General features: G+C 60.7%; 24 protein-coding genes. 11 read left to right on the top strand and 13 right to left on the bottom strand.

Features of this window, described 5'->3' with window-relative positions:
* Nucleotides 1-111: 111 nt before the first annotated feature.
* On the top strand, nt 112-966 hold the full coding sequence (locus tag ACFO3E_RS20245) for a glucose 1-dehydrogenase (RefSeq protein ID WP_066527531.1): 855 nt from the start codon (nt 112-114) through the stop codon (nt 964-966).
* Between the two features lie 136 nt (nt 967-1,102).
* Here the strand turns inward: ACFO3E_RS20245 and ACFO3E_RS20250 are convergent, their stop codons facing one another.
* The 3 genes from ACFO3E_RS20250 to ACFO3E_RS20260 form a co-directional block, all read right to left on the bottom strand.
* Nucleotides 1,103-1,300 (bottom strand): response regulator transcription factor, encoded by a 198-nt coding sequence (locus tag ACFO3E_RS20250; protein WP_380807199.1) that lies wholly within the window; start codon nt 1,298-1,300, stop codon nt 1,103-1,105.
* Nucleotides 1,301-1,303: 3 nt separating this feature from the next.
* Nucleotides 1,304-1,726: a response regulator transcription factor gene (locus tag ACFO3E_RS20255; RefSeq protein WP_380807144.1), complete on the bottom strand. Its 423-nt coding sequence runs from the start codon at nt 1,724-1,726 to the stop codon at nt 1,304-1,306.
* Between the two features lie 68 nt (nt 1,727-1,794).
* Nucleotides 1,795-2,382 carry a PilZ domain-containing protein gene (locus ACFO3E_RS20260; RefSeq protein WP_380807147.1) on the bottom strand — a complete coding sequence of 196 codons (588 nt, stop codon included), beginning with the start codon at nt 2,380-2,382 and terminating at the stop codon, nt 1,795-1,797.
* Nucleotides 2,383-2,613: 231 nt separating this feature from the next.
* Between ACFO3E_RS20260 and ACFO3E_RS20265 the strand changes: the two genes are divergently transcribed.
* Nucleotides 2,614-3,030: a BLUF domain-containing protein gene (locus ACFO3E_RS20265; RefSeq protein WP_066527522.1), complete on the top strand. Its 417-nt coding sequence runs from the start codon at nt 2,614-2,616 to the stop codon at nt 3,028-3,030.
* Nucleotides 3,031-3,182: 152 nt separating this feature from the next.
* On the opposite strand, the gene ACFO3E_RS20270 is transcribed toward ACFO3E_RS20265, so the two are convergent.
* From ACFO3E_RS20270 to ACFO3E_RS20290, 5 genes are all read right to left on the bottom strand, one after another.
* Entirely contained in the window at nt 3,183-3,731 is a 549-nt protein-coding gene (locus ACFO3E_RS20270; RefSeq protein WP_066529267.1) for a hypothetical protein, read from the bottom strand.
* A 346-nt stretch (nt 3,732-4,077) separates the two neighbouring features.
* Nucleotides 4,078-4,437 carry a winged helix-turn-helix domain-containing protein gene (locus tag ACFO3E_RS20275; RefSeq protein WP_066527512.1) on the bottom strand — a complete coding sequence of 120 codons (360 nt, stop codon included), beginning with the start codon at nt 4,435-4,437 and terminating at the stop codon, nt 4,078-4,080.
* Nucleotides 4,438-4,477: 40 nt separating this feature from the next.
* On the bottom strand, nt 4,478-4,726 hold the full coding sequence (locus tag ACFO3E_RS20280; RefSeq protein WP_066529265.1) for a hypothetical protein: 249 nt from the start codon (nt 4,724-4,726) through the stop codon (nt 4,478-4,480).
* A gap of 95 nt (nt 4,727-4,821) precedes the next feature.
* Nucleotides 4,822-5,055: a hypothetical protein gene (locus ACFO3E_RS20285; protein ID WP_066527509.1), complete on the bottom strand. Its 234-nt coding sequence runs from the start codon at nt 5,053-5,055 to the stop codon at nt 4,822-4,824.
* A 327-nt stretch (nt 5,056-5,382) separates the two neighbouring features.
* Entirely contained in the window at nt 5,383-5,730 is a 348-nt protein-coding gene (locus ACFO3E_RS20290; RefSeq protein ID WP_066527503.1) for a UrcA family protein, read from the bottom strand.
* A 458-nt stretch (nt 5,731-6,188) separates the two neighbouring features.
* On the opposite strand from ACFO3E_RS20290, the gene uvrA reads away from it, so the two are divergent.
* The 7 genes from uvrA (at nt 6,189) to ACFO3E_RS20325 (ending at nt 13,485) form a co-directional block, all read left to right on the top strand.
* Nucleotides 6,189-9,104, top strand: coding sequence for an excinuclease ABC subunit UvrA (gene uvrA / locus ACFO3E_RS20295; RefSeq protein WP_066527502.1), 2,916 nt, complete (start codon nt 6,189-6,191; stop codon nt 9,102-9,104).
* A 27-nt stretch (nt 9,105-9,131) separates the two neighbouring features.
* Nucleotides 9,132-9,935, top strand: a complete 804-nt coding sequence (locus ACFO3E_RS20300) for an AAA family ATPase (RefSeq protein ID WP_082919619.1) — start codon at nt 9,132-9,134, stop codon at nt 9,933-9,935.
* Between the two features lie 8 nt (nt 9,936-9,943).
* Entirely contained in the window at nt 9,944-11,242 is a 1,299-nt protein-coding gene (locus ACFO3E_RS20305; RefSeq protein ID WP_380807150.1) for an AAA family ATPase, read from the top strand.
* Nucleotides 11,243-11,401: 159 nt separating this feature from the next.
* Nucleotides 11,402-12,430 (top strand): hypothetical protein, encoded by a 1,029-nt coding sequence (locus ACFO3E_RS20310; RefSeq protein WP_066527491.1) that lies wholly within the window; start codon nt 11,402-11,404, stop codon nt 12,428-12,430.
* A 191-nt stretch (nt 12,431-12,621) separates the two neighbouring features.
* Nucleotides 12,622-12,834 carry a cold-shock protein gene (locus ACFO3E_RS20315; RefSeq protein ID WP_066527489.1) on the top strand — a complete coding sequence of 71 codons (213 nt, stop codon included), beginning with the start codon at nt 12,622-12,624 and terminating at the stop codon, nt 12,832-12,834.
* Nucleotides 12,835-12,910: 76 nt separating this feature from the next.
* Nucleotides 12,911-13,111 carry a hypothetical protein gene (locus ACFO3E_RS20320; RefSeq protein ID WP_066527486.1) on the top strand — a complete coding sequence of 67 codons (201 nt, stop codon included), beginning with the start codon at nt 12,911-12,913 and terminating at the stop codon, nt 13,109-13,111.
* A gap of 137 nt (nt 13,112-13,248) precedes the next feature.
* The gene (locus ACFO3E_RS20325; protein WP_066527485.1) at nt 13,249-13,485 is read left to right on the top strand and encodes a hypothetical protein; all 237 of its coding nucleotides are present in this window, start codon (nt 13,249-13,251) and stop codon (nt 13,483-13,485) included.
* Nucleotides 13,486-14,171: 686 nt separating this feature from the next.
* Here ACFO3E_RS20325 and ACFO3E_RS20330 read toward each other — a convergent pair.
* The 4 genes from ACFO3E_RS20330 to ACFO3E_RS20345 form a co-directional block, all read right to left on the bottom strand.
* Complete coding sequence (locus tag ACFO3E_RS20330; RefSeq protein ID WP_066527481.1) at nt 14,172-15,104, bottom strand: electron transfer flavoprotein subunit alpha/FixB family protein; 933 nt, start codon at nt 15,102-15,104, stop codon at nt 14,172-14,174.
* Nucleotides 15,101-15,850 carry an electron transfer flavoprotein subunit beta/FixA family protein gene (locus ACFO3E_RS20335; protein ID WP_066529263.1) on the bottom strand — a complete coding sequence of 250 codons (750 nt, stop codon included), beginning with the start codon at nt 15,848-15,850 and terminating at the stop codon, nt 15,101-15,103. Before ACFO3E_RS20335 ends, ACFO3E_RS20330 begins: the two co-directional genes overlap by 4 nt.
* A gap of 111 nt (nt 15,851-15,961) precedes the next feature.
* Nucleotides 15,962-17,161 carry an ADP-forming succinate--CoA ligase subunit beta gene (gene sucC / locus ACFO3E_RS20340; RefSeq protein WP_066527477.1) on the bottom strand — a complete coding sequence of 400 codons (1,200 nt, stop codon included), beginning with the start codon at nt 17,159-17,161 and terminating at the stop codon, nt 15,962-15,964.
* A 142-nt stretch (nt 17,162-17,303) separates the two neighbouring features.
* Nucleotides 17,304-17,636, bottom strand: a complete 333-nt coding sequence (locus ACFO3E_RS20345) for a hypothetical protein (protein WP_066527475.1) — start codon at nt 17,634-17,636, stop codon at nt 17,304-17,306.
* A gap of 62 nt (nt 17,637-17,698) precedes the next feature.
* Between ACFO3E_RS20345 and ACFO3E_RS20350 the strand changes: the two genes are divergently transcribed.
* Entirely contained in the window at nt 17,699-18,097 is a 399-nt protein-coding gene (locus ACFO3E_RS20350; RefSeq protein WP_066527472.1) for a low affinity iron permease family protein, read from the top strand.
* A gap of 13 nt (nt 18,098-18,110) precedes the next feature.
* Here the strand turns inward: ACFO3E_RS20350 and ACFO3E_RS20355 are convergent, their stop codons facing one another.
* A complete protein-coding gene (locus ACFO3E_RS20355; RefSeq protein ID WP_066527467.1) occupies nt 18,111-18,290 on the bottom strand; it encodes a hypothetical protein in 180 nt (59 codons plus the stop codon).
* Between the two features lie 273 nt (nt 18,291-18,563).
* On the opposite strand from ACFO3E_RS20355, the gene ACFO3E_RS20360 reads away from it, so the two are divergent.
* On the top strand, nt 18,564-19,949 hold the full coding sequence (locus ACFO3E_RS20360; RefSeq protein WP_380807153.1) for a glycosyl transferase family protein: 1,386 nt from the start codon (nt 18,564-18,566) through the stop codon (nt 19,947-19,949).
* The last annotated feature ends 72 nt before the right edge of the window (nt 19,950-20,021 follow it).

Consider the following 20,021-nt stretch of genomic DNA (forward strand, 5'->3'; position numbering starts at 1 on the left):
TACACCATCCTCCGGCAGAACATTTAACTAAATCAGCATCGGAAGCGGCCAGTTCCCATCCCGCTGAACCATCCCCTTCCCCATGTGTTGGCGGGAAAAAGGAGATGCGCGATGTCCGACAAACATGAAGAGATGATCCACGAAGACGGCCTCCCCGGCCACGAAAGCCAGCTCGAACCCAAGCCCGAATGGGAGCCCCGCTATCCCGGCTCCGGCCGCCTCGCGGGCAAGATCGCACTCGTCACCGGCGCGGACAGCGGCATCGGCCGAGCGGTCGCCGCCCTCTACGCCCGTGAAGGGGCCGACGTCGCCATCCTCTATCTCTGCGAACATGACGACGCGAAAAAGACTGCGCAGATCGTCGAGGGCGAAGGGCAGCAGGCGCTCACCATCGCCGGTGACATTGGCGACAAGGCGTTTTGCGAAGGCGCCGTCAAACAGGTCATCGATCGCTTCGGCGCGCTCGACATTCTGGTCAACAACGCCGGTGAACAGCATCCCGATCAGGACATTACCGACATCAGCGAGGAACAGCTGCGCCGCACCTTCCAGACGAATATTTTCGGCATGTTCTTCCTGACGCAAGCCGCCCGCCCGCACCTCAAAAAAGGCGCGGCGATCATCAACTGCACCAGCGTCACCATGTATCAGGGCTCATCGGAACTGCTGGACTATAGCAGCACCAAGGGCGCTATCACCGCCTTCACCCGCAGCCTTTCGGAAAATCTGGTAAAGGACGGCATCCGCGTCAACGCCGTCGCCCCCGGCCCCATCTGGACGCCCCTCAACCCCAGCGGCGGGGCAAGCCCGGAAAAGCTCGAACATTTCGGCGAATCCGTCCCCATGGGCCGCCCCGGCCAACCCAACGAAGTCGCCCCCGCCTTCCTATTCCTCGCCTGCGAGGACTCAAGCTACATGTCCGGCCAGGTCCTGCACCCGAACGGCGGCACGATCGTGAACGGATAGAGTTTCGGGCCATCGATGTTCGCCCGTCGCCGGAGCGCAGACTGGATGGCCTCGTCTCGTCACCCCGGACTCGATCCGGGGTCCGGCTTAGCCTGTCGATCCAAGCCAGCAACAGATTGCGCCAGCATCACACAGCTCACGATCGCAGCGAATCTTCCCGCACCAAGCTGCACATCGAAACCGCCTCTGAAAAGCGCCTGACGCCACATTTTTTCATTATGCGTGCGCGATATGTCTCCACCGTTCTCAGGGTTAGATGAAAGCGATCGGCAATGACTCTATTGTCAGCTTCTGTTTGTGCAGCTTGCAGGATATCAATTTCCCTGGCTGTCAGACTCTAAAGACAATTTTTTGCGCGAATTTTTTCCTGGTGCCGTTCTGCCCTGGCGGGGACGAGTGAACATGCTTGCTCTATAGTCGCCAATAATATCTTGTCGGAAAATGGCTGCTCTATGAAATCATCGGCGCCTTTTTTGATGACTTGGACGACCGTCCGCATGTCAGCCGTCGATGATGTCATGATGAGGGGAATATCTCTTCGCGTGGAAAGCAAATCCTCGAGAACCGCAGTTCCCTTCATATCGGGAAGATCCAGATCCACGATGCACACCCCGGCAGGGAGGAAGCTCAACGACTGAACGAAGTCGCTGCCATTCACGAAAGGTGTTGGCTGATAGCCTAATGCAGAAAGCTTTTTGACCAATGCCCGGCGCATGTCGCCGTCGCTAAGGACGATGAAGACAGGGCACGTGGCGGTCATGGCGATTTAGTATCTCTCCCCGCGCCCGAACGCGCATATCGGCTTTCGGTTCCCGGCTGGACCGGCTGTTAAATCCCTCGTTCGAAAAAGAGGCCCACCATGCCCCCGCTCGACCATTGGACGCGTCCCATTCGGACCTTATGGTCACGGCTCTTCACAAGGACTCTTGTTCCCTCTCTCAAGGCATGGGTCTCGATCATCATACCTTCGGCGGACATGTTCCGAATTGTTCCAACCATGACGGGCGCCGATGTCACCAAAGTGGCCCGCAAGTCCACCGTGATGCGCGACTCCCTTGGTTCCTGGTCGCCGGTCAAATGCTCCATCAGCGTATCCTGGCCCGAAAGCCATAATAGCGGCTCTTCCATCAGCAAGCCGCATCGATCACCATGCGTCCATCGCACTTCGGCGGTTAGAAATTCCTCGGCATTGAAGCTTATGTGGACCTGCTGTCGCAGGGACAGGTTCAAGGCGCTGCGACCGCTGATGCCGTGACTCGATACGTTGGAAATGATGAGGCTGGCTTCCTCCAGAACCGGATAAAGCAATGCGGATTTGAACACCGTCTTGCGAGGGTGCCGACGGTTGTCAGCCCCACTGTCTCCGATTTGAAATGTTTCGCCTTTAGGAGAAAACATCAATCCGCCTCCGTCCAATACGGAGCGGCCCCTAGCGCGTGCTTCTTTAAGAGGGCTGACCAGCGTGATGTCGTATTTTTACGACGAATGACCGAAATCCGCGCTTAACCATAATGGGAGTAAACAGGGCTTCTTCGATCGGCCGGACTCCTCCCCCGGGGACCGGCAAGAAGGAAGGCGAGGCGCACAAACAGGTCCCCACCTGCGCCTCGCCTTTACTACTCTTGTACAGCTGTATACCACAAGAGCATGTTCGAGCGATGGTTATATATAAGCACGAGCCAGCTGATTGATGCTGACGCTCCAGATCATGTCCGGGAAATCGTTGATATTTCCATACCGCGCAATGCGTCGTTGAGCGTTACGGGCGCACTGCTTTTTACCGGCCGGCGGTTCGCGCAATATCTTGAAGGCCCTGCTGAAGGTATCGCCGAACTTAAGCGGTCCATCCTTCAGGACCCCCGCCATCGCGATGTTCACACCATAGCAGAAGGCCCCTATGACCACCGGCGTTTCCTGACATGGTCGCTCGATTATGCGGGGCCTTCGCAATTCGTCGCATCAAAAGTGGAGGATGCGCTCACAGCGGCGTTGAACGGCAGCGAAGAGGGTATCGAAGCGCTTGCCGAAATGTTGGCTGGCTTCGCTATCGAAGGCCATAGCTGAACGCTGCCCCGTCGGTTTCCCCCTGACCCCAATATCGCAGCGTCTTCAGACCATCCAAAAAGACAAAAGCGCAACGTGCCCTTTCGGCCCGTCGCGCCCCGTCCAAAACCTCATCTAAACCCCAGCCCCCAAAAGTGGGCCAGGCTCCAAACTCAGTTCGCCTTGCTCATATCCACCTTCTCCACCCACTCCGGATAGAAGGTCGGCTCGCGGTTCGACCAGCCCACCGCGGTCGCCGCCGCCTCGCTGATCGACTGCAGCAGCGCCCGGCGTTTTTCCGGATGCAGATGCGGCAGGCTCGCCGCCGCGCAGAAAGCTCCGGGCAGCCACGGCCGGGCCCCCGCCCCCAGCAGCCGCTCGTAAAGGAACCGATAGGAGGAAAAGCTGCACAGCCTGTCCTGACCCAGGTCGAAGGCGGAAATCGTCACCAGCGGCGCCATGAACGGCTCCATCTGGTCGAGCCCGCTGTCATCGGGCACCCGCGCCTTGATCTCATCCAGCCGCCCATAGATGCGGGCCTGCGCGCGGATGCTCGCTTCCTCCACCATGTCGCGCGACCACAGCTTCATGGCGTCGCGGCGATGGAGGCCGATATCCAGCGATCGGCGGATGTAGCGCTGCGTGGCAGACGGGAAACTGGCGAATTCGCGCAATTCAGCCAGGGTGATTGCCCCGTCAGCCGGTCTTGCATTGGTGCCCATGCTCTTGCCCTCCGACTTCAAGTCGATCAGCAGAACATGCACCCATCATGGTTACTGAATGCTTAAGCGCCGGTTCCGCCGACATGCTCATGAATCATGTTTCTTTGTGCGGTGCAACATGTAAATTTTGTGAATGCGCCGAATGGAATAGCCGGACCTGCCCTCGCACCGCTGTCGTAAACAGGCCCGCTCGACATGCAGTTCAGAGGCGCCGAATAGCCTGATGTTCCAGCATCGGAGCGCAGCATACTCAAAGATGGTGATCACCGAAGCGCGGAAATTGAGACGAGAAAAGCCGCGAGCTTCTATCGTTTTCAGACCCCGACAGGCTGAATGTCGAGCGCTCCTACCCCTGCACCGGCAAAGGCTCTCCCCTCAACTGCTCCGCTAGCGCCGGCCAATGCGTACGCCCCGCAGCACTCGATACCGCCTTCTGCAGCCCGCGATACTGCGCCAACACGCTCTGCCCCAATTCCGTCAGCACCGCGCCTTCGGTCGATGTCTGCACCAGCGGCCGCGCCCAGCAACGGTTCATCACGTCCACCAGCATCCAGCAGCGGCGATAACTCATCTTTAGTTTGCGCCCCGCCGCGGAAATCGATCCCTCGCTGGCGATCGCGTCCAGCAGGTCCGCCTTGCCGGGGCCCATGGCGATCTCGTCGCCACAATAAATCTGGATTTTGATCTTCAGTGCAGGCCCGTTCATGCAGCGCTTATGCCACGCGCAAGCGAGACCGCCAACGGCGTCAGGGCCGCCGTTCGAGGACCGCCCCGATCATCTTGCGCCACACCGCCACATCGCCCGCCTGCGCCATCTGCTCATCGGGCTCCCGCAACGTGTGCAATATGGCATAGGCGTCATCCACATGCTTCTGCCAGCTCGCGTCCACCGCGCCCGACGCATGCGGATCGCTGCCCTCGCCGTTCAGGCTCAGCTGGCGTCCGGCCAGCACGCGGGCAATGCGTTCGATCGCGGGGGTCGTGGAAGTCGGCATCAACAGGGCTCCTCTCGCCGGTAAGGCGAACCGCCCGGCCATCCGCCGATCCGGTCCGCCTGTGAAGCTGATCATATCACCAATATCAGCGCCGTCTATCGCTCCGCCTTCTCCTCATCTTCATCTTCTTCATGGAAGCCCGAAGAAGGCACCGGATCGCCATGATCGCCCGGAGCGGTCGCCGCCGGCGGATCGGACGCATCCATGCTGTCCATCAGCCCCTCATCCAACTTTTCCTCATTGGTCACGGCATGGTCCTGCGCGTCGGTGGGGCGCTCGTCATGCGCCTCTTCACGGCTGTTGGGCCGGATATCGGTCTTGTCGCTCATCGCTCTCTCCTCGGCGCAAGCATCATGCGCGCCTCGCCCGATCAACGGCCAGCGCCAATCGGCGGTTCCGCGCGGGCGCCATGGAAGCCTTCCCCCACCCCGTTCGTTTCGAGCGAAGTCGAGAAACAGGCAGCACACACATGCGCTTGCCCGACTACGCTCGAACGGAACGGAGGTTAGACGCTTCCATCCATTCCGCCCGATAGTCCCTCCCCCAATCCACCCCCACCCCCGTTCGGGCTGAGCCTGTCGAAGCCCGCGCGCACCCCAAGAAAAAAGGCCCGGCAATCAACCGGACCTTCCTTCACTTATCACGGCAGGACCGTTTCAATCCGCCGAGCCAGGCACCTTGTCCTTGCTCACTTCCGCAAACTGTCCGGCATCCCGCCCCTGAGCGCTCGCAATCGCGGCAGCCATAGGCTCCCGAACATGATCCAGCGCCGCCAACTGGCAGGACCGCGATTCCTGCACCGACCGCCCCGGGCACACCTTCACGGCCGCACGGCGGATGCGCAGCGTCAATTCGCGCTGGTCCGCCTTTTTCGCCAGATCCAGGTCCTGATAGCCCACTTCGACGGTGCGGCCGTTGGATTCGAACGGAATACTGCTCGCCATCGCCGCCGTGCTCATCAGAGCGCAGGCGCTTACCGCAACCATCTTTGCAACAATCGACATGATTTGGGTCCCCCTATTTCAAAATGCTGCGGCCGTCGCTCTCCGGGGATCTGGCCGCGATTGAAATGGGCAGGCTGGGACCCGTCAGTCCTCCCCATCAGCAAGGCGCGCCAATAAAGAGATGCAGCCCTGCTGTCGAGGCAAAAAGCCTTATTTTCGTAGCGTAAAATAGAGTCCAGCGCCCAAAAAAACGCCCCCGGCGCAAGGGATGGCCGGGGGCGTATCCGGGATGCTGTCGGGCTACCCAGGATCTCTCTTAAAGCTCGCTGATCAGGACGCCGCCGATGCGGCAAGTCCGTCACCCTTCATAGGCCCAAACAGGTTAAGGCCACTTTACCATTCGACCACCCGCCGCATGCGCGCGCCGGAAAGCATGCCCGCTTGCGAGCCACGGTCCGCTAACCCATATCCGCGCGATAAACTTGCCCCCAAAGAACAAATCTGGAACAACACGGCCCATGAGTCTCACTACGATTTCCGTGCGCGGCGCGCGCGAGCACAACCTCAAGGGCGTCGATGTCGACCTCCCGCGCGACAGCCTGATCGTCATCACCGGCCTTTCCGGCTCGGGCAAGTCCTCCCTCGCCTTCGACACAATCTATGCCGAGGGGCAGCGCCGCTATGTGGAGTCTCTCTCCGCCTACGCCCGACAGTTCCTGGAGATGATGCAGAAGCCGGACGTCGAGCATATCGACGGCCTCTCCCCCGCCATCTCGATCGAGCAGAAGACGACCAGCCGCAACCCGCGCTCGACCGTCGCGACCGTCACCGAGATCTACGACTATATGCGCCTGCTCTGGGCGCGCGTCGGCATCCCCTACTCCCCCGCGACCGGAGAGCCGATCAGCGCCCAGACCGTCAGCCAGATGGTCGATCGCGTCCTCCAGCTTCCCGAAGGCACCCGCTTCTACCTGCTCGCCCCCGTCGTCCGCGGCCGCAAGGGCGAGTATCGCAAAGAATTGGCCGAGTGGCAGAAGGCGGGCTACACCCGCGTCCGCATCGACGGCGAAATGTATCTGATCGAGGACGCCCCCGCCCTCGACAAGAAATATAAGCATGACATCGAAGTCGTCGTCGACCGCCTCGCCGTGGACGCGGACATGTCCACCCGCCTGGCGGACAGCTTCGAACAGGCGCTGAAGCTCGCCGACGGCCTCGCCTATATCGACCTCGCCGATGGCGTCGTTCCCGGCCGCGAGGATGAAGCCGAATCCACCGGCAAAATGAAGAACGCAGGCATCCCCGCCAACCGCATCGTCTTCAGCGAAAAATTCGCCTGCCCCGTCTCGGGCTTCACCATCCCCGAGATCGAACCGCGCCTCTTCTCCTTCAACGCCCCGCAAGGCGCCTGCCCCGCCTGCGATGGCCTCGGCGAGCGGCAGGAGTTCGACCCCGAACTGGTCGTCCCCAACGAGCATCTCACCCTCAAAAAGGGCGCCATCGTCCCCTGGGCCAAGTCCAACCCGCCCAGCCCCTATTATATGCAGGTCCTCGGCTCGCTCGCGAAGGAGTTCGGCTTCACCCTCGACAAGCCTTGGATCGACTTGCCGCCGGAGGTGAAGGTCATCATCCTCCACGGCACCGCCGGTAAGCCCGTCACCCTGCGCTTCGTCGACGGCAAGAAGTCCTACGAGGTCAAAAAGCCCTTCGAAGGCGTCATCGGCAACCTCAACCGCCGCCTGCTCCAGACCGAATCCGCCTGGATGCGCGAGGAACTCAGCAAGTACCAAACCGCCATGCCCTGCGAGACATGCCACGGCGCCCGCCTCAAGCCCGAAGCCCGCGCCGTCAAGATCGCGGGCGAGGACATCTCCATGTCCACCCGCCGCTCGGTGGTCGATGCGCTCGGCTTCTTCTCCACCCTCCCCGCGCAGCTCAACGACCAGCAGAACCAGATCGCCAAGGCCATCCTCAAGGAAATCGTCGAGCGCCTCGGCTTCCTCAACAATGTCGGCCTCGACTATCTCAACCTCGACCGCACCAGCGGCACGCTGTCGGGCGGCGAGTCCCAGCGCATCCGCCTCGCTTCCCAGATCGGCAGCGGCCTGTCGGGCGTCCTCTACGTCCTCGACGAGCCCAGCATCGGCCTGCACCAGCGCGACAATGACCGCCTGCTCATTACCCTCAAGCGCCTGCGCGACCTCGGCAACACCGTCATCGTCGTGGAGCATGACGAGGACGCGATCCGCACCGCCGACTATATCGTCGACATGGGACCGGGCGCCGGCGTCCATGGCGGCACCATCGTCGCCCAAGGCAGCCTCAACGAACTGCTCGCCCACCGCGACAGCCTGACCGCGGACTATCTGAACGGCACCCGCCGCATCGAAGTCCCGACCAAGCGCCGCAAGGGCAATGGCAAGAAGCTCACCGTCCACAACGCCCGCGCCAACAATCTGCAAGGCGTCACGGCCAGCATCCCGCTCGGCACCTTCACCTGCATCACCGGCGTGTCAGGATCGGGCAAGTCCAGCTTCACCATCGACACCCTCTACGCCGCGTCAGCCCGCGCCCTCAACGGCGCGCGCATCGTCGCAGGCCCGCATGACAAGGTCACCGGCCTTGAACATTGCGACAAGGTGATCGACATCGACCAGTCGCCCATCGGCCGCACCCCGCGCTCCAACCCGGCGACCTATACGGGAGCCTTCACCAACATCCGCGACTGGTTCGCGGGCCTCCCCGAAGCGCAGGCGCGCGGCTACAAGCCCGGCCGCTTCAGCTTCAACGTCAAGGGCGGCCGCTGCGAAGCCTGCCAGGGCGACGGCGTGCTCAAGATCGAGATGCACTTCCTCCCCGACGTCTATGTCACCTGCGACGTCTGCCACGGCGCGCGCTACAATCGCGAAACGCTGGAGGTGAAGTTCAAGGGCCACAGCATCGCCGACGTTCTCGACATGACGGTCGAGGACGCGGTGGAATTCTTCAAGGCCGTCCCCCCCATCCGCGACAAGATGGCGATGCTCGCCGAAGTCGGCCTCGGCTATATCAAGGTCGGCCAGCAGGCCACCACCCTGTCCGGCGGCGAAGCCCAGCGCGTCAAGCTCGCCAAGGAACTCTCCCGCCGCGCCACCGGCCAGACCCTCTACATATTGGACGAGCCCACCACCGGCCTCCACTTCGAAGACGTCCGCAAACTGCTCGAAGTCCTCCACGCCCTAGTCGAACAGGGCAACAGCGTGGTTGTGATCGAGCATAATCTGGACGTCATCAAGACCGCCGACTGGATCATCGACATGGGACCGGAAGGCGGCGTCAAAGGCGGCGAAGTCGTCGCCGAAGGCACGCCCGAAAAGGTCGCGAAGAACGCCCGGAGCTTTACCGGGCGCTATCTCGCGCCGTTGTTGGGGTTGGAGGCTGTGGCGGCGGAGTAGCAATCGATTTGGTCTGAAGGGGGAACTATGAAGATCGACAGCATAACAATAGAAAATTTTCGTGGAATTCGACGTGTTGCTGCTCAAGATCTCGGCGATACCATTATAATAGCGGGGCAAAATGGGTCCGGGAAATCATGTATTTTTGATGCCATTCGACTATTGAAGTCCGTATATGGCGGATACCAACAAAACGAATGGCAGAACTGGTTAGGCGAGTTCTCAATTGCGCCGAACGCTACAGGTGAAAGCCTGAAGGGGATGTTTAATGATCCCACTAGACCAATATTGATTGAATGTCAGTTTAGTTTAGAAGATTCTGAAAAGAATTTCGTTACGCGAAACGCGGCTGAACTGTTAACTGACGCAATTTGGCGGACAATATTGCCCGAGGCTTTCCAATTTGGCGCTTATCGCCTCGCGCTATTTGCGAGCCAGTTTCGGGAGAAAGAGCCAGAAGTACGCGCTCGCGTTGAGGCAGAACTCCCTGCTCTGCTTGCCGAGTTGGCCCAACCTCAGATTATTGGCCGAGTGTCGGTCCCAGTAGGTGGCAGCATCATGCTGCACCCATCTCAGATATTGTCTGTTGTCTTCACTACATATCGACCGCAGGAAATTGGCGTAGTCGACTATCACGGCGCGCAACGTCATTATGGTCGGGAATTGGTTCAAGCCGTCAACATCAGTTTGGATCATCGCAGCATCAACGTCAACACGCGCTTTACAATTATTCAAACAAATACAATAACGTCAAAAGCGAGCTTGCGGCAAGCTACGTCAAAGAAATGTTCGCACAACAGGCTGGTGGAGAAGCCAGCCATGTTGGAATGACGCAGACGATGAAGGAGCTGTTCCAGACATTTTTCCCTGATAAGGAATTTAAGGGGCCTACGCCAACGTCCGACGGAAACTTGAGCTTTCCTGTTATTACCGGCGCCGGAACGACGCATGATCTCGATGATTTGAGCGCGGGCGAGAAAGAGATTTTGTATGGTTACTTGAGAATACGAAATTCAGCTCCGAAGTACTCCATCATTCTTCTGGACGAACCCGAATTACACTTAAATCCTAGACTAATCAGGAACCTACCTGAATTCTACCGCAAGCACCTTGGTCAGGCGCTGAATAATCAGATTTGGCTCGTTTCTCATTCTGACGCCTTGCTCCGCGAAGCCGTGGGGAAGCCCGGCTTTGACGTTTTTCATATGCAACCTGTCTCTCTTCAGAATTCAGCGGGCCACATCACTCCTGTCGTCGGGTATAATCAGCTAAAGCCTCTTAGCGCGACAAAAGATGTCGACATCGCTCTGACCGATCTCGTTGGCGACTTGGCAACATACGAGCCAGGACGGAAAGCTATCATTTTTGAGGGCGGAGGTGACACAGATTTTGATCAATCGATGACATTAAGGCTGTTTCCGGAAATCGGTAAGAAAATAAACCTGATCTCTGGCAGCAACAAATCTAAGGTCAAAGCACTTCACGAGGTACTGAATCGCGCCTATGAAAGAGGAGACTTGAAGACCTCATTCTTTGCTATTGTTGACAAAGATTTTGAAGAAGCAGATGAATCCTCTCGGGCGATAAAACGATACACTTGGAACGTGTATCACATAGAAAATTACCTTCTTCATGAAGAATCTATTTGCCATGTGGTTAATTCTCTCTCTGCCACTAACACCCTTACTCCTGAGAAGGTAATTGAAGATTTGCGGTCTGCCGCGAGAGAAACTGTGCCGTTTGCCGTCAGGCACAGTGTGAATGAGTTTGTTAGCCAGCATTTGATCCGATCTATTGATTTAAAGTCGGATCCGGCCGCAGGTGATTTCACCCGAGAAATTTTGTTGGCAGCAGATCGCTCTTTGGATCGCCTGTCAAAACTGCGGGATGGCACCCTGTCTGATGAAGCCGTCCGAGGGTTCGAACGATCCACCAGAGAGCAGATCGAACAAGCCTTCGCAGATGGAAGCTGGCGCGCACGCTTGCCCGGACGTGATATATTGCGAGCATATGCTTCCAAGCTCCCGAATGGGATATCCTATGAAGTGCTCCGCAACATGATTTTGTCCAGAATGGTTGACACCGGCTATCGGCCTGAAGGCATGATAAGCGTCGTAAACGAAATAATAGCGGCTTAATCTCGCACTGCCTGGTATTCGCCGGAAAGGCGATGCCAGGCACACCAACCATCATGATTTGTAAACCGCCCCCGCCGCATGTTCCCATTTTGTTCTGTCCTACAACCCCTCTCCTGACATATCCTCCCGGCAAAGCCACCTAACGAAAAGGGCCTTGCCATGACCTGCCAATTCCCTCCTCTCCCCACGCCCGCGCAGCAAATCCGCGCCGACGGCTGGAGCCCCGCGCGGCAGCGGACCTTCCTTGAAACCCTCGCCGCCACCGGCATCATCCGCACGGCCTGCGACGCCGCCGCCATCACCACGCGCTCGGCTTACGCCTTACGCATCCGCCGCGACGGCGCGGCCTTTCGCCTCGGCTGGGACGCGGCCATCCTCATCGCGCGCGCGCGCCTCGCCGATGATCTGCTCGCCCGCGCCCTCACCGGCCATGAGGAAGTGATCCGCAAGGACATGGACGCAGGCGAAATCACCCGCCACCGCCACGACAACCGCCTCGCCATGTCGATGCTCTCGCGCCTCGACCGCATGGCCGACAGCCCGCCCGAGGGGTCCGACGCCGCGCTCGCCCGCGTCGTGGCGCAGGATTTCGCCGCCTATCTCGACCTCATCTGCCCGGAGCAGCGGATGCCGGATCAGGCGATGGAACTGGCGGCGGCGGAGGCGGATCGCCTCGGCTTGGCGTCCCCCGGCGGCGAACCCCTGGCGCTCGACGGGGAAGAGGCCGGGCTGCTCGACGCCGCCTCATCGGATGCGCCGCTTGGCCTTGAACAGACCGCCACCGCACTGTCGCCGGGCGCGTCCGCCGCGCTTTTCGTCGCCGCGCGGATGGCGCTGAGCGGGCGCGACAAGGCTCAGCCCTACCCCCTCGATGACCGGTGTGAACTTCGCCTGCCGCCGGTCGATCGCGCGACCCTTCCGCCTGCTCAGGCCGCCGCCCGCCTGCGCGGCATATGGTGGGACGAGGAAAGGGAAGCCTGGCGCACCGACTATCCCGCGCCGCCGGATTTCGACGGCGATGAAAGCGACGACATATACGACATCGACGGCTATGAGCGCGACCTGACGCCGCAGGAGGAAGACGCGCTCGCCGCGCGGCAGGCCCTGCAGCGCCGCCCCTATGAGGATGCCGCGGCCCGCGCCCGCGACGTCTTTTTCGGCTTTGCGGCGCTGGATGGATCGGGCTGAAGGCTGGCCGATCACGGCCAGCGGATGGGGTAGCCCTTGCTATTCCGCGCCCCGGGGCCCATATGGGCGCTGCTACAGTCGCAAATCGACGGTCTTTCGGCGCTTTGCGGCACCAAACTTCCTTCTTTCCCTGCCCCTCTAGCGCAAGGCCCGTCCACACGGGGCGCGCCGCACGAAAGAAGGAATACCCAATGAGCATCGTCGGAACCGTCAAATTCTTCAACGCCGACAAGGGCTATGGCTTCATCGCTCCCGATGACGGCAGCCCGGACGCTTTCGTCCACATCTCGGCCGTGGAACGCGCTGGCCTCGCCACGCTGCGTGAAAAGGACCGTGTCTCCTATGATCTGGAGCAGGACAAGCGCGGCAAGATGGCGGCGGTGAACCTCCAGCACGCCCAATAATCGGAATGGCCGGACGCCGCTTTGATGGGCGGCGTCCGGTCCTCCCATCGTCGCCTTGCAGGAAGGGAGAAAGCCCATGACCCATCCCGACTATCGCGCGCTCGCCGCTCAGGCCCGCAGCGAAGCCGACGCCTCCTCGCTAGACAATGTGCGCAATCGCTGCCTGCGTTCGGAAGCCGCTTTCCTCACCATGGCCCATCGTCAGGATTTGGCCGACGCCAACCGCGCCCGGCGCGAAGCCGCAGCCGCCGCCGCCAAGGATGCGGAGACGGTCTGAATAAGGGGGCCCGTGCCCTCACGCCGCCTGCTGCGCTCGCCCTGTCGATTACCCAAAAGCGCCCGGAACCCAACGCCGCTCCACCTGTTATCCTGTGCAAACCCTGCCAGGACACATCCCGTAAGGAGCAAGGCACAATGATCCGTACCCTGATTTTCGGCGCGATCGCCGGTTACGTCGGCAAGAAGCTGTATGACGAAGGCAAGCTGACCGAGTTCAAGGAAGACCTCGTCTCCCGCTATCAGCAAGCCCGCAGCGACCTGTCCAACCGGACAGGCAGCAGCAGCAGCAGCCTGAGCGGCAGCGACATGTCTCCCGCGGTGACCCCAACCCCGCCGCGCCACACGCCGTCCAGCTCGCCCATCGCCAGCTGATTTCGGCGCTCAACGTCACGATATTGTAGTTCCGGCGGCTTCTCCCTCTGGCCGCTGGCCACCGCCCGCCCGGCCCGCGTCCTCCCCCTTTCGCGGCGCCGCGGCGGGTGGACTATTTCCCGCGCCAGGGCTCTCCCTCGCGATCCGTTCCGCCCGCGCAACTCATCCCAACCAGGGGTTGTTACCCTGTCAGTGACGCAGTTTTAGAAGAATATCTAATGCGCACCCCGCCTTGCCGCGACACTGCTGGCGATCCCACCAACCGCCTGCGACACCTAAAGCGACCGCTATAGCTACGACCGCCCATCCGGCCCCGTCCCGCCTATTCCGGCCGCGTCCTCGCCAACACCAACAACCGCTACCATTGCAAGGCCACGACAGCACCGCCGAACCATAGTCGGCGCAATCGCAGGCTACATCTGGGCAACATCATCGCCCGGCGGCCCCAAAACGCTGAGGCACCATCCCCTACGCAGGAGGCGCACTCGCCGACCGGGCCCTCAATCGCAACGACGTCCGCCGCGAATAACAAAAAAGGGCGCGGCCATCAGCCGCGCCCCCTTTTCAAGGGAAGCCCCTCACCACCGTTCGCCCTGAGCCTATCAAAGCGCGCACGCGGGCATGGACATCTGAATGAGGCAAGTGGCGCATTCAGCCAGCCCGAACGGAGCTGAAGGCAAAATCCCTTACAGCTTCTCCGTCAGCTCCGGCACCACCTTGAACAGGTCGCCCACTAGGCCGATGTCCGCCACCTGGAAGATCGGCGCATCCTCATCCTTGTTGATGGCGACGATGGTCTTTGAGTCCTTCATGCCCGCCAGATGCTGGATCGCGCCGGAAATGCCGACCGCGATATAGACTTCCGGCGCCACGATCTTGCCGGTCTGGCCAACCTGATAGTCGTTCGGCACATAGCCAGCGTCCACCGCAGCGCGCGAAGCGCCAACCGCCGCACCCAGCTTGTCGGCCAGCGGGAAGATCACCTGCTCGAACGTCTCTCCGTCCTTCAGCGCACGGCCACCCGACACGATCACCTTGGCGCTGGTCAGTTCCGGACGCTCTTGCTTGGCGATCTCGGCGCCGACGAAGCTCGACAGCCCCTTGTCGCCGGTGGAAGACACGGCTTCCACCGCACCCGAACCACCCTCGCGCGCCGCCTTCTCGAAGGCGGTGCCGCGAACGGTGATCACCTTCTTCGCGTCCTTCGACTTAACGGTCGCGATCGCGTTGCCGGCATAGATCGGGCGGGTGAAGGTGTCGTCGCTCTCAACCGACAGAATGTCGCTGATCTGCATCACGTCCAGCAGAGCCGCGACGCGCGGCGCGATATTCTTGCCGTTGCTGGTGGCGGGCACGACGAACGCGTCATGGCTGCCCATCAACTCAACGATCAGCGGCGCGACATTTTCAGCGAGCGCATGACCAAAGGCCGCGTCATCGGCGACATGGACCTTGCCGACGCCCGCAATCTTCGCGGCCGCCTCGCCCACGCCGCCAACGCCAGCACCAGCGACCAGCAGATGCACTTCACCCAGCTTTGCAGCGGCGGTGACGGCGGAAAGGGTCGCGTCCTTCACGGCGCCGCCCTCATGTTCAACCCAGACAAGCGCTTTCGTCATGCTGCAACTCCCAGAGCCTTGAGCTTCGCGACCAGTTCATCGACATCGGCGACCTTGACGCCAGCCGAACGCTTGGCGGGCTCAGTAACCTTCAGCGTTTCCAGACGCGGCGAAATATCGACGCCATAATCGGCAGGCGCCCTGGTCGCGAGCGGCTTGCTCTTCGCCTTCATGATGTTGGGCAGCGAGGCATAGCGCGGTTCATTGAGGCGCAGGTCGGTGGTGACGATCGCCGGGATGTTCAGCTTCACTGTCTCTAGGCCGCCATCGACTTCGCGGGTTACATCGACCTTGTCACCCGACACTTCGACCTTGCTGGCGAAGGTGCCCTGCGGCAGGTTCAGCAGAGCGGCGAGCATCTGGCCGGTCTGGTTGCTGTCGTCATCGATCGCCTGCTTGCCCAGGATGATCAGGCCAGCGCCTTCTTCTTCCTGCACCTTGGCGAGCAGCTTGGCGACGCCCAGCGGTTCGACTTCATCGTCGGTCTGGATCAGGATCGCGCGGTCCGCGCCCATGGCCAGCGCCGTGCGCAGCGTTTCCTGCGCCTTGGCGACGCCGATAGACACGGCGACGACCTCGGTCGCCACGCCCTTTTCCTTCAGGCGGATGGCTTCCTCGACAGCGATTTCGTCGAACGGGTTCATGCTCATCTTGACATTGGCCAGGTCCACGCCCGTGCCGTCAGCCTTCACCCGCGGCTTCACATTATAGTCAATGACCCGCTTCACGGGGACAAGGATCTTCATCGCAACATCCTTTCGTTTCACGCCATCGCCCGCATATGCGGACAAGGACGCAGGCGGCCCTTAAAGCCCGCCTGCGCCCCATGGTGTCTGTTTAAATGGCTGGAAAGTGCCTCAGGCCGCCTTCCTCACTTCCGCCACGATCTTCTTCGCCGCATCGCCCAGATCGTCCGCCGGGACGATCGCCAGGCCCGACTTGGCCAGAATGTCCTTGCCCTGCTGGACGTTCGTGCCTTCCAGGCGCACGACCAGCGGAACCGACAGGTTCACTTCCTTGGCGGCGGCGACGATGCCATCGGCAATGATGTCGCACTTCATAATGCCACCGAAGATGTTGACCAGGATGCCCTTCACCGCCGGGTCCTTCAGGATGATCTTGAAGGCCGCGGTCACCTTCTCCTTGGAAGCGCCACCACCGACGTCCAGGAAGTTGGCGGGGAATTCGCCGTTCAGCTTGATGATGTCCATGGTCGCCATGGCTAGGCCCGCGCCGTTCACCATGCAGCCGATGTTACCGTCGAGCTTGATGTAGGCGAGGTCATATTCGCTGGCTTCGACTTCCGCCGGATCTTCCTCGGTCAGGTCGCGCAGTTCCGCGATGTCCTTGTGACGGAACATGGCGTTGCCGTCGAAGCCCACCTTGGCGTCCAGCACCAGCAGGTTACCCTGCTCGGTCAGCGCCAGCGGATTGACTTCGATCTGCTCGGCGTCGGTGTCGAGGAAAGCAGCGTAGAGCGAGGAAGCGACCTTGGCCGCCTGCTTCGCCTGCTCACCGGTCAGGCCCAGAGCGGCAGCGACCGAGCGGCCGTGGTGCGGCTGGAAACCGGCTGCCGGATCGACGGTGAAGGTGTGGATCTTTTCGGGGGTCGAATGGGCAACCTCTTCAATATCCATGCCACCCTCGGTCGAAACGACGAAAGCGATGCGGCTGCTGCCACGATCGACCAGCAGGGCGAGGTAGAATTCCTTCGCGATGTCCGCGCCATCGGTGATGTAGAGGCGGTTGACCTGCTTGCCGGCGTCGCCGGTCTGGATCGTGACCAGCGTGTTGCCCAGCATGTCGGTGGCGTGGGCTTTCACTTCATCCAGGTTGAAGGCGAGGCGAACGCCGCCCTTCGCTTCGGGGGCCAGTTCCTTGAACTTGCCCTTGCCGCGGCCACCAGCGTGGATCTGCGACTTCACGACATAAAGCGGTCCGGGCAGCTTATTGGCGGCTTCGACGGCTTCATCCACCGAGAAAGCGGCATAACCGGCGGCGATCGGCGCGCCATATTTCGCCAGCAGTTCCTTCGCCTGATATTCGTGAATGTTCATGGGCCCGGGCCGTCCTTTCGCCTGAAAAGCTGATGACGGGCCTAAAGCACAGCCGGGTTGGCGATGCCAGCATCATTTCGCAAAACCACTTTGCAAAATTGCAAAATGGTTTCTCGAAATCGCGTTCAATTCGCTACTTCATTCAGTCGATCGCGCAAAGGATCGCAGCCTTGCTCGTCACCATGAATATCTCCGTATCCTCCAGAGCCCGCACCTTGTAGAGGAAACGATCGACCGTCATCTCACCCATGTGCGACTTGCGGAGCGACGCCAGCGACTGCAGCCGCCGCAGTTGACCCAGGCTCAGCCGGTCCACCATCCGCTCGGCCATGCATCCCGCCATACGCGGCGAAAGCCCCGCCTCGATCAGCCCGGCCCTCACCTTCGATTCGGGCGAGACGGTGGCGCAGGAAGACAACAGCAGCGCGGCGGCAGGAAGGGCGAGCGCGAAGGCGCGAGAGGATATGGTGATCATCCTCGCTCCATGGCAATCAGAGGCTGAACGCAAGGTAAATGGGCCGCCACCGGGAGAAGAGAATGGACAGGATTTTCGGAGCCTTCGCACATCGCATCGCCAGTTGGTCGGGACAGCCGCTGGCCTTCATTCTCGCCGTGACGGTCATCATCGGGTGGGTCGTGACAGGGCCGCTCTTCGGTTTTTCCGATACCTGGCAACTCATCATCAACACCGGAACGACCATCGTCACTTTCTTGATGGTCTTCCTGATCCAGAACGCCCAGAACCGCGACGGATCAGCCATCCAGGCGAAACTGGACGAACTGATCCGCGCCGGCATGGACGCGCGCAATGAGTTCATCGGCATCGAACATCTGACCGAAGCCGATCTGGAGCGCGTCAAGGCCGTGCTGGAAAGGGAATGCGGCAGCGACGAAACCCATCGTCAGCTAATCGACAGACTGATCCGGCGGCGGTGAAAAGCGCGCGCCATCAATGCGCGAGATTCACCATCCGCACATTTTCCTGCCGATACGCATCAATCTGATCGGTATAGCCGCGCGCAAGATCCTCGTAGGCTGCGCGCCCTCTCCTCGAACGGCTCATTTGAGCGCGTATCAAGGACACCTGCTGCCTGTGCAGGAGGTAATTGACATCCATCTCCCCGGTCATTCACGCCCTCCTACCTTATCGCTCTAAGAGACTGGTTGGGGTGCCGCGACCCTTAGCGAGTCGTCGTTCCGGCAAAAGCGACAATAGCATCCCCCTTTTGGATAAGCGATTCAGTCCAACGCAGCGCCGGAGCACCCTGCCGGAAATACCCTGCCGTCAATGATCCTCGCCAGAGCAGCTAACCCCGCGGTTCCGTACAGAAATTTTTCCCCGAGGCTTGGAATTTCGTCCGTCCGGTGCCAATGGGCGCGCCGAACAGGGGGTTCAAGGATTATGGCGCAATCGCTGACCGCGATATTGGCGGTCATTTATCATGAGATATTGCTTTTCGCGGTGGTCGGTCTCGCAATCGGCGGGACCGATGATTTCCTTGTCGATATCATGTTTCTGGCCCGCCGCTGGTGGCGAAACATCATCATCTATTCGCGCCATCCGCGCATGACCACGGCCAGCTTGCCACAATCCGAAAATCCGGGACGTATCGCCATCTTCGTTCCCGCCTGGGGTGAAGCGGACGTGATTGGCCCAATGCTCCGCAACGCACTCAGCCAATGGCGCCAAGGCGACTATCGCATCTTCGTTGGCGTTTATCCCAATGACCGCGCCACGCTGGACGCCGTGATCCCGATCGCCGAAGGCGAAGAGCGGCTGATCATCTGCATCAACGAACGGCCAGGCCCTACCACCAAGGCCGATTGCCTGAACCTGCAATGGCGTACGATGATGAAGGAAGAAAGCCGCACCGGCGTGCCTTTCAAGGCAATCGTTCTCCATGACGCGGAAGATGTCGTTCACGCCGATGAGATCCGGCTGTTCGACCTGATGATCGACCGCTTCCAACTGGTTCAGCTCCCGGTTCTCCCCCTGCCTGGCCACGGGGGCTGGTGGAGCAGGGCGATCGCCAATCATTATTGCGACGAATTTGCCGAGAGTCATGGGAAGTATCTGACCATTCGCGAGGCCATGGGCGCGTCAGTGCCCTCCGCGGGAGTGGCCTGCGCCTTTGAACGCGCCACGCTCGACAAACTCATAGACCCGAAAAATGGCGGGCCTTTCGATCCTGACTCCCTGACCGAGGACTATGAGGTCGGCCTGCGGATTAAGAATATGGGCGGCCGCGGCGTCTTTGTACGCATGCGCGACGGATCGGGCGAACTGGTCGCGACGCGCGAATATTTTCCCGACAATCTCGATGCCGCGGTGAAGCAAAAGGCTCGCTGGATGGTGGGTATCTCGCTGGCCGGATGGGCCCGCATGGGCTGGCAGGGTGGCGCGACGGAAAGGTGGATGCGCATTCGCGACCGCCGGGCGGCCATCGCCGCCTTCGTGCTGCTCGCCGCCTATCTCGCTCTGTTGCTTTGGGGCGTGCTTACCGTCGCACGCTGGTTCGGCATTGTTCCTGCGCCTCGAGGTTCGGCACTGATCGAGCCCCTGCTTTGGCTCAACTTCCTCTTCATGGTCTGGCGCCTCGCGATGCGAGCCATCTTCGTCGGCCGTAGCTATGGCTGGCGATACGGACTGGGCGCGATCCCGCGATCGATCATTGCAAACTTGATCGCCATGATGGCCGCCCGTCGCGCCATATTCCTCTATCTTGATTCCCTGTTCGGCAAACCGCTGGTCTGGGACAAGACGCAGCATCGCTTTCCTCAGCTTTAGTAGGTCCGCATGAGCCGAACCGTCAGCGGACGTCCCGTCCGCTTCTTCGTCGTCCTTATGGGCGGTTGGACA

The sequence above is a fragment of the Sphingobium tyrosinilyticum genome, from assembly GCF_042654265.1.
Taxonomy (GTDB): domain Bacteria; phylum Pseudomonadota; class Alphaproteobacteria; order Sphingomonadales; family Sphingomonadaceae; genus Sphingobium; species Sphingobium tyrosinilyticum.